Annotated in this window: 8 protein-coding genes and 1 pseudogene; 6 read left to right on the top strand and 3 right to left on the bottom strand. The window is 61.1% G+C overall.

Annotated elements, in window-relative coordinates; all coding sequences use genetic code 11:
- Positions 1–234 precede the first annotated feature (234 nt).
- From treZ to glgX, 3 genes and pseudogenes are all read left to right on the top strand, one after another.
- Positions 235–2,130 (top strand): malto-oligosyltrehalose trehalohydrolase, encoded by a 1,896-nt coding sequence (treZ, locus tag NV64_RS02790; RefSeq protein WP_101505268.1) that lies wholly within the window; start codon positions 235–237, stop codon positions 2,128–2,130.
- A pseudogene (gene treY / locus NV64_RS02785) lies at positions 2,127–4,610 on the top strand (malto-oligosyltrehalose synthase); the annotation flags it as partial. The gene treZ and the pseudogene treY, both read left to right, overlap by 4 nt.
- Positions 4,611–5,143: 533 nt before the next feature.
- Complete coding sequence (glgX, locus tag NV64_RS02780; RefSeq protein WP_101505266.1) at positions 5,144–7,219, top strand: glycogen debranching protein GlgX; 2,076 nt, start codon at positions 5,144–5,146, stop codon at positions 7,217–7,219.
- Positions 7,220–7,564: 345 nt separating this feature from the next.
- On the opposite strand, the gene ompC is transcribed toward glgX, so the two are convergent.
- A complete protein-coding gene (gene ompC, locus NV64_RS02775; protein WP_101505265.1) occupies positions 7,565–8,671 on the bottom strand; it encodes a porin OmpC in 1,107 nt (368 codons plus the stop codon).
- A 918-nt stretch (positions 8,672–9,589) separates the two neighbouring features.
- Between ompC and NV64_RS02770 the strand changes: the two genes are divergently transcribed.
- The 3 genes from NV64_RS02770 to rcsB are packed head-to-tail and all read left to right on the top strand — an operon-like array spanning position 9,590 to position 14,073.
- On the top strand, positions 9,590–10,744 hold the full coding sequence (locus NV64_RS02770; protein ID WP_101505264.1) for an MFS transporter: 1,155 nt from the start codon (positions 9,590–9,592) through the stop codon (positions 10,742–10,744).
- A 16-nt stretch (positions 10,745–10,760) separates the two neighbouring features.
- Positions 10,761–13,421 carry a phosphotransferase RcsD gene (rcsD, locus tag NV64_RS02765; protein WP_101505263.1) on the top strand — a complete coding sequence of 887 codons (2,661 nt, stop codon included), beginning with the start codon at positions 10,761–10,763 and terminating at the stop codon, positions 13,419–13,421.
- 1 nt (position 13,422) lies between these two features.
- The gene (rcsB, locus tag NV64_RS02760; protein ID WP_056239598.1) at positions 13,423–14,073 is read left to right on the top strand and encodes a response regulator transcription factor RcsB; all 651 of its coding nucleotides are present in this window, start codon (positions 13,423–13,425) and stop codon (positions 14,071–14,073) included.
- A gap of 70 nt (positions 14,074–14,143) precedes the next feature.
- Here the strand turns inward: rcsB and rcsC are convergent, their stop codons facing one another.
- Together rcsC and NV64_RS23640 are read right to left on the bottom strand one after the other, a co-directional pair.
- On the bottom strand, positions 14,144–16,990 hold the full coding sequence (gene rcsC, locus NV64_RS02755; RefSeq protein WP_101505262.1) for a two-component system sensor histidine kinase RcsC: 2,847 nt from the start codon (positions 16,988–16,990) through the stop codon (positions 14,144–14,146).
- A gap of 97 nt (positions 16,991–17,087) precedes the next feature.
- Positions 17,088–17,862 (bottom strand): AraC family transcriptional regulator (locus NV64_RS23640; RefSeq protein WP_199177611.1); only part of this gene is annotated, 775 nt, incomplete at its 5' end.

Raw genomic sequence — 17,862 nt, 5'->3', positions numbered from 1 at the left:
CCGATTATCAGGGAGGGCAGCGGGATGAGCCCGGAGCGGGGTAACCCGCGCAGGGTCGCCCGCTGACAGGCCCGACACTCTCGATCCCACAGGCGACGAGCCCTGGCCCTAGCCTTTGCCCTGGCCCTTGCCCTTGCCCCGAAACGTTTCACCCCCCTTCCCCCAACTGTACATTTCACCGTCTATCCTTAAATTTCGTCCTTTATCCACATCAGACAACCTCGAGGCCACCGCATGGAATCTGCAACCGTATCCACCAGCTGGGGCGCCGAAACCCTCGCCCCCGACACCGTCTGGTTCCGCCTCTGGGCTCCCGGCCACGACCACATCACCCTGCAACTCAACGGCGAAAACAGCGACATGAACCCGGCCGCCGACGGCTGGTTCGAACTGCAGGTCAGCGGCGTCTCCCCCGGTGCGGAATACCGCTACCTGCTACCCGACGGCACAACCGTCCCGGACCCGGCCTCCCGCGCACAAAAGCACGACGTCAACGGCCCCTCCGTGGTAATCGACCCACACGGTTACAACTGGAAACACTCTGACTGGCGTGGCCGCCCGTGGCAGGAGATTGTCACCTACGAACTGCACATCGGCACCTTCACCCCTGAAGGCACCTTCCGTGCCGCCATCGAAAAACTGCCACACCTGGCCGACCTCGGCATCACCGCCATCGAACTCCTGCCGCTATCGCAGTTCGGCGGCAACCGCGGCTGGGGTTACGACGGCGTCCTGCTCTACGCCCCGCACAGCGCCTACGGCACGCCGGATGACTTAAAAGCGCTGGTCGATGCCGCCCACGGCCACGGCATCTCGATACTGCTGGATATCGTACTCAACCACTTTGGCCCGGAAGGCAACTACCTGCCGCTACTGGCCCCGGACTTCTTCGATAAACAGCGCCACACCCCCTGGGGAGCAGGCATCGCCTATCAGGCTGACGCCGCCCGCCGCTATATCGCCGAAGCCCCGCTCTACTGGCTGCGGGAGTACCGCCTCGACGGCCTGCGCTTCGACGCCATCGACCAGATCGAAGATGACTCGCAGCCGCATATCCTCGTGGAGATCGCCCGGCGCATCCGCGCGGAAATCACCGACCGGCCGATCCACCTGACCACCGAAGACTGCCGCAACATCATCGATCTGCACCCGCGCCACGCCGACGGCAGCGCGCCGCTGTTCACCGCCGAATGGAACGATGATTATCACAACGCCGTGCACGTGCTGGCCACCGATGAAACCCACGCCTACTACGAAGACTTCTCCCGCGAGCCGGAAGCCCAGCTGGCGCGATCGCTGGCCGAAGGCTTCGCTTATCAGGGCGAAGTCTCGCCGCAGAGCGGTGAAGCGCGCGGCGTGGACAGCGGCAGCCAGCCGCCGCTGGCCTTCGTCGATTTTATTCAGAATCACGATCAGGTGGGCAACCGCGCGCTGGGCGAACGGCTGTTAACGCTGGCCGGAGCGGAGCGTACCCGCGTGCTGCTGGCCGCGCTGCTGCTGTCGCCGCACAGCCCGCTGCTGTTTATGGGCGAAGAGTACGGCGAAACGCAGCCGTTCCTGTTCTTTACCGACTTCCACGGCGACCTGGCAGAGGCGGTGCGCAAAGGCCGGGCGAAGGAGTTTGCCGGCCACAGCGGCTACGCGGGCGAAGCGGTTCCCGACCCGAACGCGCAGCAAACCTTCGATGATTCGAAGCTGAACTGGCAGCAGGCGGACAGTGAAGACGGCCGCGCCTGGCTGGCCTTCACCCGCCGGCTGCTGCAGTTGCGCCATCAGCATATCGTGCCGCTGCTGGCGCAGGCTGGCGGCAACGCTGGCAAGGTGGTTACCACCGCAGCGGGCCTGGTGGCGGTCAGCTGGACGCTGCCGCAGGGCACGCTGTCGCTGGCCTTTAATATCGGTAAAAAGCCGCAACCGCTGCCCGACCAGCCCGGTAAAACAATCTTCGCCTGGCCCGCCGGTGAAACCGCCAGCGGCAGTTCCGCTGCGCCAGAGCAGGCAGGAAAAGCCAGCGGCAGTTCCGCTGTGCCACAGCAGGCTGGAGAAGCGGCGCCGGCAGGCTCCAGGCCGGGCGGTGAGCTGCCGCCCAACAGCATCCTCGTGCGTTTGACAACAGGGAAGAAAAAATGACCGTTCCTACAGCCACTTACCGTATCCAGTTCCGCAACGGCATGACCTTTGACCGCGCGGCGGGCCTGGTGCCCTATATTAAACGGCTGGGCGCCAGCCACCTCTACGCCTCGCCAGTCTTCACCGCGACCACCGACTCCACCCACGGCTACGACGTCACCGACGCCAACGAAATCGACCCGGCCATCGGCGGTCGTGAAGGCTTCGATCGCCTGGTTAAGGCGCTGAAGCAGGCCGGCCTGGGGCTGATTCTGGATATCGTCCCCAACCATATGGCCGCCTCGCTGGAGAACGCCTGGTGGCGCGACGTGATCGAACACGGCGCAGCCAGCCGCTACGCCGGCTACTTCGATATCGACTGGACGCAGCGCCTGACGCTGCCGTTTCTCGGCGACGATTTTGCCACGGTGCTGGAACAGGGCGACATCAGCGTCAAAGCCGATCCGCACAGCGGCCGCCCGGCGCTGGCGTATTTTGACAGTTTTTATCCGTTAACGCCGGCCAGCTGGCAGGGGCAGGAGGCGGCGGTGCTGGCGCTGACCGATAAGACGCAGATCGCCGCGCTGCACGATCGCCAGCCGTGGCGGCTGATGTCGTGGCGCGACGCCCCCGGTGAACTCTCCTACCGCCGCTTCTTCGAAATCACCGGGCTGGCCGGGGTGCGGGTGGAGGATCCTGCGGTATTTGCTGACAGCCACCGGCTGATCCTGGAGCTGGTGCACAGCGGCGCGGTGGACGGGCTGCGGGTCGATCACGTTGACGGGCTGGCCGATCCCAAAGGCTATCTGGAACAGCTGCGCGCGGCCGCCGGAGATGCTTGCTACATCACGGTTGAGAAGATCCTCAGCGCAGGCGAGCGGCTACCGGCGGACTGGCCGGTCTCCGGCACCACCGGCTACGAGTTTATTGAGGCGCTGGCCGACGTACTGGTCAACGGCCAGCGCATTGACGCGCTGCGCGCCGCCTATCAGCAGCAGGTCGGCCAGCCGCTGAAGATGGAGCTGGAGCTGCGGGCGGCGCGAGCGCTGATGGTCGATCGCAACTTTGCCGGCGAGTTTGCCACGCTGCTCAGCCTGGCCGTGGAAATCGCCGCGGCGGAAGGGGAAGCGCCGGACGATGACGCGATCCGCCACGCGCTGCGCGAGCTGCTGCTGGCCTTCCCGGTCTACCGCACCTACGGCACCGCTGCCGGGCTGCCGCAGGCTGACCAGGCGCTGCTGGCGGGCGTGGTGGAACAGGTCAGTCACGGCACACACGCCGCCGACCCGCACGCGCTCGGCTTTATCGTGCGGCTGCTGCGCGGCGAAGCGGCCACCCGTGCCGAACGGGCGGACAGCTTCCGCACCCGCTTCCAGCAGCTCAGCGGCCCGCTGATGGCGAAATCGGTGGAGGACACGCTGTTCTTCCGCCACAGCATGAACCTGGCGCTGAACGAAGTGGGAGCCGAACCGCTGCCGCGTCGTTTCGATCCGCGGCAGTTTCATCAGGCGATGCGTGAACGTCTGCAGCAGCAGCCGGACGGCATCACCAGCACCTCGACCCACGATACCAAACGCGGCGAAGACGCCCGCGCCCGCCTGTACACGCTGAGTGAAGCCCCGGAAAGTTGGGCGGCGGCGGTGACGCGCTGGCAACAGCTGAACCACAATGCGGTGCAACAGCTGGCCGACGGCCCGGCGCCGCGCCCGGCCGGCGAGTGGATGCTGTACCAGGCGCTGGCCGGGGTCTGGCCAGCGGAACTGCAGCCTGAAGATGCCGACGGGCTGCAGGCGCTGGAGGAGCGCTTCACCGCCTTCGTTGAAAAAGCGATGCGCGAAGCCAAGCTACGCACCGACTGGGCGGAGACCAACGACGCCTATGAACAGGCGGTGCTCGGCTACGCGCGGCAGCTGCTCAACCCGGCTAACCGGGCATTTCTGCAGGACTTTCACGCCACGCTGCAGCCGTTTATTCGCGCCGGGCTGCTGAACGGCCTGACGCAGACGGTGATCAAACTGACCGCGCCGGGCGTGCCGGATATCTACCAGGGCAGCGAAGGGCTGAACTTCAGCCTGGTCGACCCGGACAACCGCCGCGAGCCGGACTTCAACCGGCTGCAACGGCAGCTGGAAGCCGGCCAGCAGCCGGACTCAATTTCGGCCGCTTTGCTGAACGGCCAGCTGAAACAACATACGGCAGACAACCAGCCCGACGCCATCCCGGCCGCCTTGCTGAACGGCGAGCTGAAACAGCATGCGGCAGACAACCAGCCCGACGCCATCCCGGCCGCCTTGCTGAACGGCGAGCTGAAACAGCATGTGGTGGCTACGCTGCTGGCGCTGCGTAACGCTCACCCCGCCCTGTTCCGCCACGGCGACTACCTGCCGCTGACCGTCGACGGGCCAGCGGCAGATCGCTGGCTGGCCTTTGCCCGCAGCGAGGGCGAAACCCGGCTGGTGGTGATTGTGCCGCGGCTGAGGCTGAACGATCTCTACCGGGCTGAAGCCGGCGATACCCGTTGCGCTGATGCAGACGATGCGGCGCGGCCCGGCGCTGGCGATACCAGCTGGGCGGATAAAGACGACCTGAACTGGGCCGGGGCGGGCGATAAGCGCTGGGCCAGTGCAGAAAGCGCAAACGGAGATCAACAGGCGGCAGACGATGAAACAGCCGTTGCGGTTACCCGGCAGGCATCAGAAACACTCACGCTGCCGCCGCAACTGGCGCAGCGCCGCTATCAAAACGTGCTGACCGGCGAGACCAGCCAGCCGGGCAGCACGATTGCGCTGCCTGCCAGCGCAGAACCGGCCTTTATCGTGCTGGTGAGCCTTAACGGGAAGATTAAGTAATGACATTCGCTGGCTGAAAGAGCCTCCTTGTGATCCGACGCTGAGGCCTACGGCGTTGAACACGGGACACGGGCTTCGGGTTCAGCCAGCCTGTTGCTGTGTAGTGCTCGCGAATGGCTGACTCTCAGGAGTTAGCATTTTTATTCTGCTGTTAGCTGAAGTTCTGACCTTCTACGGAGAGAGTTATGTCACAGGGTACGCGTTTTGAAATTACAGCAGGACACGGGGAGCAGCTGGGTGCCAACTACGACGGCCAGGGCGTTAACTTCGCGCTGTTCTCCGCCTGCGCTGAGCGGGTGGAGCTGTGCCTGTTCGACCCCAGCGGCGAAAATGAGATTGCCCGGCTGGAACTGCCGGAGTATACCCACGAGGTGTGGCACGGCTACGTCCCTGGCCTCAAGCCCGGCACATTGTACGGCTATCGCGTTTACGGCCCCTACGATCCGGAAAACGGCCACCGCTTTAACCCTAACAAGCTGCTGCTTGATCCTTACGCCCGTGAACTGGCGGGTGACGTGCGCTGGAACGAGGCGCACTTCGCCTACGACCTGCACCACGAAGACAAAGACCTGACCTTTGATGAACGCGACAGCGCCCCCTTTACACCAAAATGCCGGGTCATCGACCCCAACGAATTTGACTGGCAGGATCACCAGCGGCCCACTATCCCCTGGCCGCAGGCGGTAGTCTATGAAACCCACGTCAAAGGCTTTACCCAGCTCAACCCGGCGCTGCCACCTGCGCTGCGCGGCACCTATGACGGCATGGGCCACAAAGCCTCCGTCGACTACATCAAAAGCCTCGGCGTTACCTCGGTAGAGCTGCTGCCGGTGCACTGGTTCCCGGACGACCAGCACCTGCTGGATAAAGGGCTGAAAAATTTCTGGGGCTACAACAGCCTCGGCTTCTTCGCCCCGGCCAGCCGCTACTTTGGCCCGCGCGGCATCCAGGGCTTCCGCGATATGGTGCGCGCCTACCACGATGCCGGCATTGAGGTGATCCTCGACGTGGTCTACAACCACACCGCCGAAGGCAACGAACTGGGCCCGACCCTGTCGTTCAAAGGCATCGACAACTTCTCCTACTACCGCACCCTGCCCGACCAGCACCGCTACTACATCAACGACACCGGCACCGGCAACACCGTCAACACCTCGCACCCCAGGGTACTGCAAATGATCATGGACTCGCTGCGCTACTGGGCAGAATCGATGCACGTCGACGGCTTCCGCTTCGATCTTGGCACCATTCTCGGCCGTGAGCCGGAGGGCTTCGACCCGCGCGGCGGCTTCTTCGACGCCATGCGCCAGGACCCGCTGCTCTCGCGCCTTAAGCTGATCGGTGAACCCTGGGACATCGGCCCCGGCGGCTACCAGGTAGGCAGCTTCCCGCCGGGCTGGGCCGAATGGAACGACAAATACCGCGACACCGTCCGCGAATACTGGAAAGGCGATAACATCACCACCGACTTCGCCGCCCGCCTGCTCGGCTCCGGCGACCTCTACGACCGCTTCGGCCGCCGGCCGTGGGCCAGCGTTAACTTTATCACCGCCCACGACGGCTTCACCCTCAACGACCTGGTCTCTTACAACGACAAACACAACGACGCCAACGGCGAAGACAACAACGACGGCCACAACGACAACCGCTCATACAACTATGGCGCAGAAGGCCCCACCGATGATGACAACATCGTCGCGGTACGCGAACGCCAGAAACGCAACTTCCTCGCCACCCTGTTCTTCTCCCACGGCACGCCGATGCTGCTGGCCGGCGATGAATCTGGCCGCAGCCAGCTCGGCAACAACAACGGCTACTGCCAGGACAGCGAACTCTCCTGGCTTCACTGGGACAACCTCCCCGCCAGCGCCGACGCCCTGCGCGACTTCACCCGCCACCTGATCGCGCTGCGCGCCGCCCAGCCGCTGCTGCGCCGCGAAAGCTGGCGTGACGGCCTTGACATCAAATGGTTCAACGCCGGCGGCGGCTTACAGCAGGACGAACAGTGGGATGAAGGCTCCACCATCGGCCTATACCTCGGCCGCGCCGACCTGCAGCCCGAGCCCGGCATCTGGCACGACGTGCTGATGCTCTTCAACCCCTTCGAAGGCAGCGTCCCCTTCCAGATCCCGCAGTTTGGCGAAGGCGGCTGGCTGCTCGAACTCTCCACCGGCGACCACACCCAACCCGGCCAGGCGATCACCAAAGAAAAAGACTTCGAACTGGAGGGCCGCAGCTTCGCACTGTTCAGAAGGCCATAAAATTGACAGCCAATAAAACCGTTAATTATCAGGGAGGGCAGCGGGATGAGCCCGGAGCGGGGTAACCCGCGCAGGGTCGCCCGCATGACCGCCAGACACTCTCGATCACACAGGCGACAGGCCTTCAAAACGCCCAGCCATAACAGCCGTACATTATCAGGGAGGGCAGCGGGATGAGCCCGGAGCGGGGTAACCCGCGGAGGGTCGCCCGCTGACAGGCCCGACGCTCTCGATCCAGCAGGCGACGCGCCCTTAAAGCTCGATCAAACAGGCGACATCCCCTAAAAAAGGCAGACGAAAAAAAACCGGGTTTCCCCGGTTTTCATCACATCAAACGCTGCAGCATCAGAACTGGTAAACCAGACCTACCGCTACCACATCGTCAGTATTCACACCGGCATCACGGGTGAACTGATTCTCGTCCAGCAGGTTGATCTGATAATCAACATAGGTCGACATATTTTTGTTGAAGTAGTAAGTCGTACCCACATCAATGTATTTCTTCAGATTCTGCTTACCGTAACCCTCAACATCGGTACCACGAGAGTTAACAAACGCCAGCGACGGACGCAGACCGAAATCGAACTGATACTGAGCTACCAGCTCCCAGTTATCCGCCTTATCCGCGTAACCGTAAACATCGGCGCTGGTGCTGCTGCCGAAGCGGGTCGCATTGTAAGAACGGGTATACATTGCCGCCAGATAAACGTTGTTAGCGTCATACTTCAGACCACCGGTGTAAGCCGTGGCTTTATCACCGTGACCCAGCGCTGCCGGGCTGTTCTGATCGGTAGTACGGTCAGAAGAGAAGGTCGCCGCACCGATACCAAAGCCGGAACCGATGTCATAAGTGGTAGAAACACCCCAGCCGTCGCCGTTCTGACCCAGCACGTCACGGCCGTTATTCGACTCGGTGGCGCTGCTGTTCTTGCCCTGGTACTGCACGGCGAAGTTCCAGCCGTCAACCAGACCAAAGAAGTTGTTGTTACGGTAGGTCGCCATACCGTTACCACGGGAGAACATAAAGTTGTCTGCACCGTAGGTATCACCACCGAACTCAGGCAGTACGTCGGTCCATGCGCCGATATCGTAAGCCACGCCGTAATTACGACCGTAGTCGAATGAACCGGCGTCGCCAAATTTCAGGCCGGCAAAACCAACACGCGTATAGCTGTTCGCGGTGCCCTGGGACTCAGCGCTGTTCAGCGCGGCCTGATACTCCCACTGGCCGTAACCGGTCAGCTCGCTGGAGATCTGGGTTTCGCCCTTAAAGCCAAAACGCAGGTAGGACTGATCGCCGTCGGTACCGTTGTCATCAGAGAAGTAGTGCAGGCCATCCACTTTACCGTTCAGGTCCAGTTTGTTGCCGTCTTTATTATAGATTTCTGCTGCGCCTGCGGAACCGGCTACCAGCAACGCTGGAACCATCAGAGAAAGAACGCGTAATTTCATTTCATTACCCTCTTGTTATCTGCTTATTTGCCACTGCGTGCTGAAGAGTAAAATTCAGCCTGAAATGTCATGTTAAGCCGTGGAGAGTAATTATCTATCGAGAAAATGATACTAATTTTCCAAAAGTGTTTCAAACATACTTACAAGTATTTCACTTTGTAATTTAAGCGGAACTTTTATGCAGCACAAATTGCAAAGTTATATAGCACTAATAATCAAAAAATAACAATATTCTTATTTTTCAGCAGATTAATCCTAATCATCAACCAGCGCACTGAATGGTAAAATTTTTTCGCGATCTGCCCTTATAATTACCCTGCTATCATCATTTTATTGAGCATTACCTTCATTCACCCCGAATGATTTGTTTTACCCCAGATTCCTGCCGAACCTCGTGTTCGGCTTTTTTTTTGCCGTTTTTTGCAGCATTGTCAACTCAGGTAAAGTTACCCCAGCTGAAAAAATTAAGCATGACTATTTCTGCACAATGTTATTCACCGCACGGATAAATCCGGCAGCAAATAGCGCCATCTTTACCACTTAATTATTACGGTTAAAAAATGGGTTACGGCCAAATTCCCTCGCGCACCTCTTGCGTCGCTTAACGGGATCGCCGCGGCGAAATGCTTCACTCCCCGCCACGCCGCCGACGGCGGCAGACAACCGCCAGCCACCCTCCTGCCCGGCTGTACACTCTGCCCGCATTTCGCCAGGAGTACTCTGGAAATTCTTAATAAGACGACGATTCCGATTAACAGCCCCCCACTTTCGGGTTATTACTTTGCCGCGCACCGGCAGTGGCTGAACGCAGGCCGCAGCGAGCCGATAAACACGCACTGGTTGGGTGGTTTAGCTTCTTTAGCACATGTAAATGTGGTAAAAATCTGGGCTGAATTGGGACAGGCAGAACGGATAAAAATGACCACACTGGATGTACACATTACCGATAAGTCTGCGCGACTGACGCAACGCGCCACGCGCGTCGCCTTTCTCATCGCCGGTATCGGCATGGCCGCCTGGGCACCGCTGGTTCCTTATGCCAAAGATCGTGCCGCGCTCAGCGACGCCTCCTTTGGTACCTTACTGCTGTTTCTCGGCCTCGGATCGATGCTGGCGATGCCGCTGGCCGGTAGCCTGGTAAGCCGTCTCGGCTGCAGGCGGGTGATTACCGCCGGCAGCGCGCTGTTACTGTTGATGCTGCCGCTGCTGGCGGTGCTCTCATCGGCCCTTAGCCTCGGTGCCGCGCTGATGGTGTTCGGCGCGGCGATGGGCCTGGTCGACGTGGCGATGAATATTCAGGCGGTAGAGGTCGAAAAGCGCTCCGCGAAGGCGATGATGTCCGGCTTTCACGGTTTCTTCAGCATCGGGGGTATCATCGGTGCCGGTCTGGTCAGCGCGCTGCTGGCGCTGGGCATGTCGCCGCTGCCCGCCGTGCTGACGATCGACCTGCTGCTGATCGTGCTGTGGTTCTGCAGCCAGCGCTATTTTCTTAACCGGCCGCTGCACCAGCCGGATGCGCCACTGTTTGTGGTGCCGCGCGGCTGGGTACTGTTCCTCGGAATTCTGTGCTTCATTCTGTTCCTGGCCGAAGGCTCGATCCTCGACTGGGGCGCGCTGTTCCTTACCCAGCATCGCGAGATGCCAACCGCTCAGGCCGGTCTGGGCTATGCGGTGTTCTCGGTGGCGATGACCATCGGCCGGCTGTGCGGCGACCGCATCGTGCACGCCTGTGGCCGCACGGCAACGCTGTTTGTCGGCTCACTGTGTGCGGCGCTGGGCATGCTGCTGGTGGTCGCGGTGCCCGCCGCCTGGGTCTCGCTGCTGGGCTTCCTGCTGGTGGGCTTTGGTGCCTCCAATACCGTGCCGATTATGTTCAGTGCGGCAGGAAACCAGACCGTGATGCCGGTTAATCTGGCGATCTCGTCAATGACCACCATCGGCTACGCCGGGATCCTGGCGGGCCCGGCGCTGGTCGGCTTTATCGCCCAGTGGTCCAGCCTGTCGGTGGCGTTCAGCCTGATCGCCGCGCTGCTGCTGCTGGTTGCCGCCAGTTCACGCAAGATTACCAGCTGACCGGGGAAAATGACGCATGCTGCCCAATAAGTTTCCCGTGACCGCCGGCAACGTCTCGCGCTTCTTTATGCTGTTTACGCTGGTGCTGCTGCTGGCCAGCGGTTTTATGATCGCCAATGCGGTGAACGCCACGCTGACCGCCAAACGCGACGTACTGTCCGATATCACCCACAGCATGCAAAAGCGCATCGATTCCTACCGCTTTGCCACCTGGCAGCTGTATGAAAATCTCGCCGCCACCGCCACCGGCAGCACCGCCGCCACCCTGCAGGAGACCCGCCTGCGGCCGGACGTCTACGCGCTGGAAAAAACCCGGCGTAAAACCGAGGCGCTGATCTTCGGCTCCCACGACAGCAGCACGCTGGAAATGACGCAGAGGATGTCCGGTTATCTGGACCAGCTGTGGGGGGCGGAAAACAGCACCTGGTCGATGTACTTTCTTAACGGCCAGGACAACAGCCTGATCCTTATCTCAACGCTGCCGTTGAAAGAGATGGCCGCACAGACCAAAGACAGCGCCATCAGCAATATTGCCGAAGCGCGCCGCGCGGAGATGCTGCAGCAGGCTAACGCGCTGGACGAGCGTGAGAGTTTCTCGCCGCTGCGCCGTTTCAGCTGGCAGAACGCGCCCTATTTCACCCTGCGCACCACCTTCAACCAGCCGGGGCATCTGGCAACCGTGGTCGCTTTCGATCTGCCGGTCAATGACATTATTCCCCCGGCGATGCCGCTGGACAACTTCCAGCTGCGCCAGGACACCACCCCGGTGGCCGAAGGCAGCGACGGCCAGCAGAACAGCGCCAGCACCCGCGTCAGCTGGGTGAGTCCGTTCGTCGAGATTACTGCCCCGCTCTCCAGTACCTCGCTGCAGCTGGTGTACCGCATTCCGGTCACCGGGCTGGCGCTGGAGACGGTGCGCAACCTGATCTGGCCGCTGCTGGCCAACCTGGCCCTGCTGCTGATGTCGGTCGCCGGCCTGCTGCTGCTGCGCCAGCAGTCGCTGCGCCCCAGCGAAAACCAGAGCGCGGAGCTGGACGCGCTGCGCATGCTTAATGAGGAGATCGTGGCGACGCTGCCGGTGGGGCTGCTGGTGTATGATTTTGCCAATAACCGCACCCTGCTGAGCAATAAAATTGCCGAGCACCTGCTGCCGCATCTTAACCTGCAGAAAATCATCAATATGTCCGATCAGCACCAGGGCATCCTGCAGGCGACGGTGAATAATGAAGTGTATGAAATTCGCCACCTGCGCAGCGCCATCTCGCCGCATACGCAGCTGTTTATGATGCGCGATCAGGATCGTGAGCTGCTGGTGAATAAAAAACTGCAGCGGGCGCAGCAGGTGCTGGAGAAGAATCACCAGACGCGTCAGCAGCTGTTACAGAACCTGGGCTTTGCCCTGCAGCGCCCGTTACAGTCGCTGAACGGTGACCTGCAGACGCTGGCCGCCGGGCACGACGCCGCGCTGGCGGAGCGAACGCTTGCCGCCTCACAGGCGCTGAGCCAGCTGGTGGATGACATCGTGCTGCTGAACCAGCTGGAGACGCTGGACTGGGCGCCTAACCCTGCCGCCTTCAGCCCGCGGGCGCTGCTGGATGAGCTGGCGCTGGCGGTCCTGCCGGCGACGCAGCGCAAAGGACTGACCCTGCTGGTCGCCAGCCAGCTGGATGCCGAGCAGCTGCGTTATGGCGATCGGCAGGCGTTAGGCAAGATCCTCTCGACGCTGCTTGACTATGCGGTGACCACCACCGACTGGGGGCGCATCAGCCTGACCCTGGACGCGCCGGGCGATCGGCCCGACCTGCTGACCTTTGAGGTGGTTGATACCGGCAGCGGGCTGCGCGCCGATGAGATCGACAACGCCGATTTCCCATTCCTCGGCGAGACCCAGGCCGACCGCTACGGTCAGGCGTCGGGGATGGCCTTCTTCCTGTGTAAACAGCTGTGCAAACAGCTCGGCGGCCGCTTTGAGGTGCAGGCCACGCCGCAGATCGGCTCGCGCTATAAAATTCAGCTGCCGCTGCCGGCGGCACCCGCGCCGGAACAGGAAGAGCCGCTGCTGGAAGGCGTTAACGCGCTGATTGATATTACCGTTGATGACGTGCGTAAAATCGTGGTACATCAATTGGCTGCCTGGGGCGCTAACTGCATTACGCCGGATGAGCGTTTCTCAGGTCAGGAACATGATGTTCTGGTGACGGATGACCCGACGCGGCTGACCCGCTGGTCGCTGCTGCTCACCGACGATCAACCCGGCTACACCCGGCTGGCCGACGGCCAGTATCGGGTTAATTTCAACATCAGCAGCGCGATGCAGGATGCTCTGCTGCTGTTGATTGAACAGCAACTGGCCGAAGAAGAACAGGCTGAGCAGCAGGGTGAACAGCCTGATATCGCTCAGCTTGTCGCCAGTGGCTATTTCCAGCTGTTCGTGGATACAGTACCCGATGATGTCATCAGGTTGTATAATGAGGCAGCAAACCAGGATTACAGTGCGCTGGCTCAAACGGCACATCGGCTAAAAGGTGTGTTTGCCATGTTAAATTTGCTACCCGGCAAGCAGCTTTGTGAATCGCTGGAACAGCACATTGAACAATGCAGCGATTCAAACATTAAAAATACCACCAGTGAAATTGACACCTACGTCAATGACCTGCTGCAGCAAGGTAACCCATAAGATGAATAACATGAACGTAATCATTGCCGACGACCATCCCATTGTCCTGTTCGGCATTCGCAAGTCACTCGAGCAGATCGAGTGGGTTAACGTTGTCGGCGAGTTTGAAGATTCTACGGCGTTGATTAACAGCCTGTCGAAACTTGATGCTCACGTGTTGATCACCGACCTGTCAATGCCGGGTGAAAAGTACGGTGACGGCATTACGCTGATCAAGTACATCAAACGCCACTATCCGGACCTGTCGATCATTGTTCTGACCATGAACAACAATCCGGCGATCCTCAGCGCAGTGCTGGATCTGGATATTGAAGGGATCGTACTGAAACAGGGTGCGCCAACCGACCTGCCTAAAGCGCTGGCCGCCCTGCAGAAAGGCAAGAAGTACACCCCGGACAGCGTGGCAAAACTGCTGGAGAAAATCAGCGCCGGTGGCTACGGCGACAAACGCCTGTCGCCGAAAGAGAGTGAAGTGCTGCGCCTGTTCGCCGAAGGCTTCCTGGTGACCGAGATTGCCCGCAAGCTGAACCGCAGCATTAAAACCATCAGCAGCCAGAAGAAGTCGGCGATGATGAAGCTGGGCGTCGATAACGATATCGCCCTGCTGAACTACCTCTCCTCGGTCAGCATGACGCCAGTCGACAAAGACTAACCGGGCAGGCCGCCTGACGGTGGCCCGGGGGGCGGGCGTGATGCAGCCCCCCGGCCCTTATCACCGCCCGTTAACCCCGCGCTTTTCGCACACTCGCAGCATAAAACTTCAGCGACTGCTGCAGCGTCTCCATGGTCACCGGTTTCGACAGACAGTTGTCCATGCCGGCGTCCAGACAGCGCTGCTTCTCTTCCGCCAGCGCATTAGCCGTCACCCCCAGTACCGGGAAGGTGCGCCCCTGTTCGCGCAGGCAGCGGGTCAGGCGATAGCCGTCCATCTTCGGCATATTGACGTCGGTCAGCACGATATCTATCTCGTTGCGGCTCAGCACGCTTAGCGCGTCTTCGCCGTCCTGGGCGGTTTTCACCCGATAACCGAGCGAACCGAGCTGATCGGACAACAGCATACGGTTGATCGGATGGTCGTCGACCACCAGGATCAGAATATCGTCATTGTCAGCATCCCCGCGCGCGTCAGCCACGCTGACCGTATAAGGCGACGGCAGCGCCAGCGCCAGACGCCAGATCCGCGCCAGCAGCGCGGGCAGCTCATGGGGGGTGATGGTGCCGTATACCCAGCGGCCGGGGCTCTGCTCCAGCGGGCCATCGTTGTGGCGGCCGTCAAAGCGTACCACCGCGCGCACCGGGTGCGACGGCTCCAGCTCATAGTCGCAGACCACCACGTCATCCGCCTCCCCTTCCCCTGCGTAGAGTGCCACCTGCAGCCCCTGCTGCTGCAGCAGCGCGCTGAGGAAGTCGGCCAGCACCTGGTTGCGCAGCGCCAGCCAGCAGCGTTTGCCCTGCAGCCCTTCCTGCCGCTCGGCCAGCGGCGGATTGCTGCGATAAAGCGGGATGCGGATAATAAACTCGCTGCCCATCCCCGGTTCGGAATCAACCTCGATATCACCGTCCATCATGCTGGTCAGTTTTTCGCAGATCGCCAGTCCAAGACCGGTGCCCTGGAAGTGGCGCTGCACGCCGCTGCCCACCTGGAAGAAGGGATCGAACAGCCGGGTCAGCTCTTTCGCCGGGATGCCGACGCCGGTATCGCGCACGCGGAACGCCAGATAGCCGTCGCGCAGGTAAACGTGCAGGGTAATGCCGCCGGTATGGGTGAATTTGATGGCGTTATTCAGCAGGTTGGAGATCACCTGCAGCAGGCGCATCGGGTCACCGTTAAGCGTCTGAGGGACGTCGCTGTCGATATAGCACCACAGCGTCAGCCGCTTCTTCACCACCATCGCCAGATAGTTGGCGGTGATGTGCGCCACCACTTCACGCGGCGAGAATTCGGCCGGCTCAATTTTCAGCTGCTCCGATTCGATTTTCGAGAAATCGAGGATATCGCTGATGATTTTCAGCAGCAGGCTGGAGGAGTTGTTCATCGCGGTGACCAGCGAATCGACCCCCGGCGGCAGCGATTTGGTCTGCAGCAGGTCAAGATTACCGATAATGCCGTACAGCGGCGTGCGCAGTTCGTGGCTGACGGTGGCAAGGAACATCGATTTTGACTGGCTGGCCTGTTCGGCCGCCTGCGCCATCTCCTGCAGCGACTCCTCCATTTTGACGCGGGCGCTGACGTCCACCAGCACGCAGATCGCCACGTTCTCATTGCGATAGCGCGAATGCACAAAGCTGATCTGCAGGTTGGTATTGCTGCCGGTCAGCACGTCGACAAAGTTCACCTGCTGGCCGCAGATAATTTCGGTCAGCCGCTGGCGGTCTTCCTGGGTCAGCAGGGTGAGATAGTTGTGCGCCAGTTCGTTACTGAGGATGTTGGTGCCGTCGCTGGTGCGCAGAATACAGATGCCCACCGGCGCGGAGGCGACGATTTTACGGTTGAACTGCTCGTGCTCCTCCAGCCGGTAGGCGTTATCCTCGGCGGGCAGGAACATGCGCCGTTCAAACAGCCAGGCGAGGGTAAACAGGATCAGCGCGCTGAACAGGTTGAGCAGCAGCGCGTTGATGATCATGATTTTCAGCCGCTCAATAATCACCTCGGTCGACACCGAATAGACCACGCTGAGCGAGGACGGTAACAGCTTTTTCTTTAAAATCAGCTGATCGTAGCCCGCCACGTAGCCAAACCAGGCGTCGCTGTCCGGCAGGTCGTCCGCGCCGAAGCCGGGGCCGCTGCGCGCCGATGACAGCACCCGCTGATTGTTCTGATCGACCAGCGTCACCGTGACCGGCAGGCTGCCGGCGGTGATAAAGTCATCCATGCGGATGCTCTGTTCAATGCCGAGCAGCGCGGCCACCTTGTTGGCCACGTAAACCGGCATCAGCATATAGTAGTAGCCGTTGCCCGGCTGGCTGCCCGGCGCCACCCAGTAGACGCTGCTCTGCCGCTCCTCGTCATTGCCGTTGCGGTACTTGAGGATGCGATCCTGCAGCAACTTCAGCGCGCTTTGCCGGTCAACCGAAGCGCTGCCGACGCCGAAATCGGCCAGGCACTGGCTCTCGCCGCCGACAAAAAACACCCGGTTGAGATCGTAGGCAGCGGCAAAATTCTCTTTCCAGTAGTGCAGGAAATAGCTCAGCGACTGCAGGGAGTTGCTCCAGGTGCTGCTCATCGCGCTGCAGTCGGAGTCGGCGTACAGCGGATAGAACTGCGGCGCGGTGCCCTTGCCGGGAAACACGCCGTTGAGCACGTCCAGCCCGCTGGTCGAGGCGTTCAGGCGGTTTTCCGCAATAAACTGCAGCTCACGGGTTACGTCCGCCAGGTGGCGGACGTACCACTGCGCCTGGTCGTAGCTGTTGTTGAACTCCTGGCGTACCTGGGACTCTTTTTCGTGCAGCACGTTAATGATGTAAAAGGTGGTTAACAGCGCGCCCAGCGTCCACAGCATCAGCGCCAGCGCGCGAAACAGGTAGCGGGAAATCCTTAACGTTGTTCGAAAAGAGACCGGATATTTCAAGGGAGGAGCCTGGTGACAGCCATAGTGGCCGAATAATAAATAGGAGTGACGCTACAGTAGCGTCAGCCTGGTGAAAAAGCCAGTTCAGCCGCCGCTTTCAGGGGACGATTTCAGCCTGTTCCGAATGCCGGCTGCGCCAGGCCGTTGGCGTAAGGCCGGTGATACGGCGAAATTCGCGGTTAAAGTTCGATTTGGTCTGAAACCCGGCCTGTTCCATAACAACAATCACCGACGCATTGCTTTCCACCAGCAGCCTCATCGCCTCAGCAATGCGCCAGCCGTTGACGTAGTGCGACACGCTCTGCCGGTGCACGGCGTTGATCGCCGCAGAGACCTGACGCGCCGGAATACCGGTTTTCCGTGCCAGCATCAGCAGATTCAAATCGGCGCGCTGATACAGGCCCTCGCGCATCACCCCCTCCACCGCCGCCAGAATCATCGACTGCTGCGCGGCATCACCCCGGCTGGTGCACGCCCTATCCGCCCCCGGAAGCGGCGTCTCGCCCCCGGAAGCCAGCAACGAGCCCGGCGTCTGCGGCATCGCGGGCAGATGCGCAGCGATAGTTTGCGCAGCAGCGGCAACCGGCCGGTGTGCGCCAGCGCAGACGGCTGCGCCCGGGTCCGCGACGTTTGCAGCACCCTCTTCAGCAACTGACGCCGCTGCCTCTGCCCCTGCTGCTTCATCTCCTGCCCTGGCCGCGTGCTTCTCTGCCGGGCCCGGCCCCCCTGCGACTACCGGTGCCAGCACCAGTAATACTGAGAGCACCGCGCAGATCAGCAGGTTACCGCCCAGCAACAGGCCGCCGGTTCCCGCTCCAGCGGCAAAGTCGAACAGCAGCGTAACGGTGACGTCGAGCAGCGCCACCGCCACC

This window comes from Erwinia sp. B116 (assembly GCF_002865965.1).
GTDB lineage: Bacteria > Pseudomonadota > Gammaproteobacteria > Enterobacterales > Enterobacteriaceae > Erwinia.
This window is presented reverse-complemented; position numbering and strand designations above follow the sequence as displayed.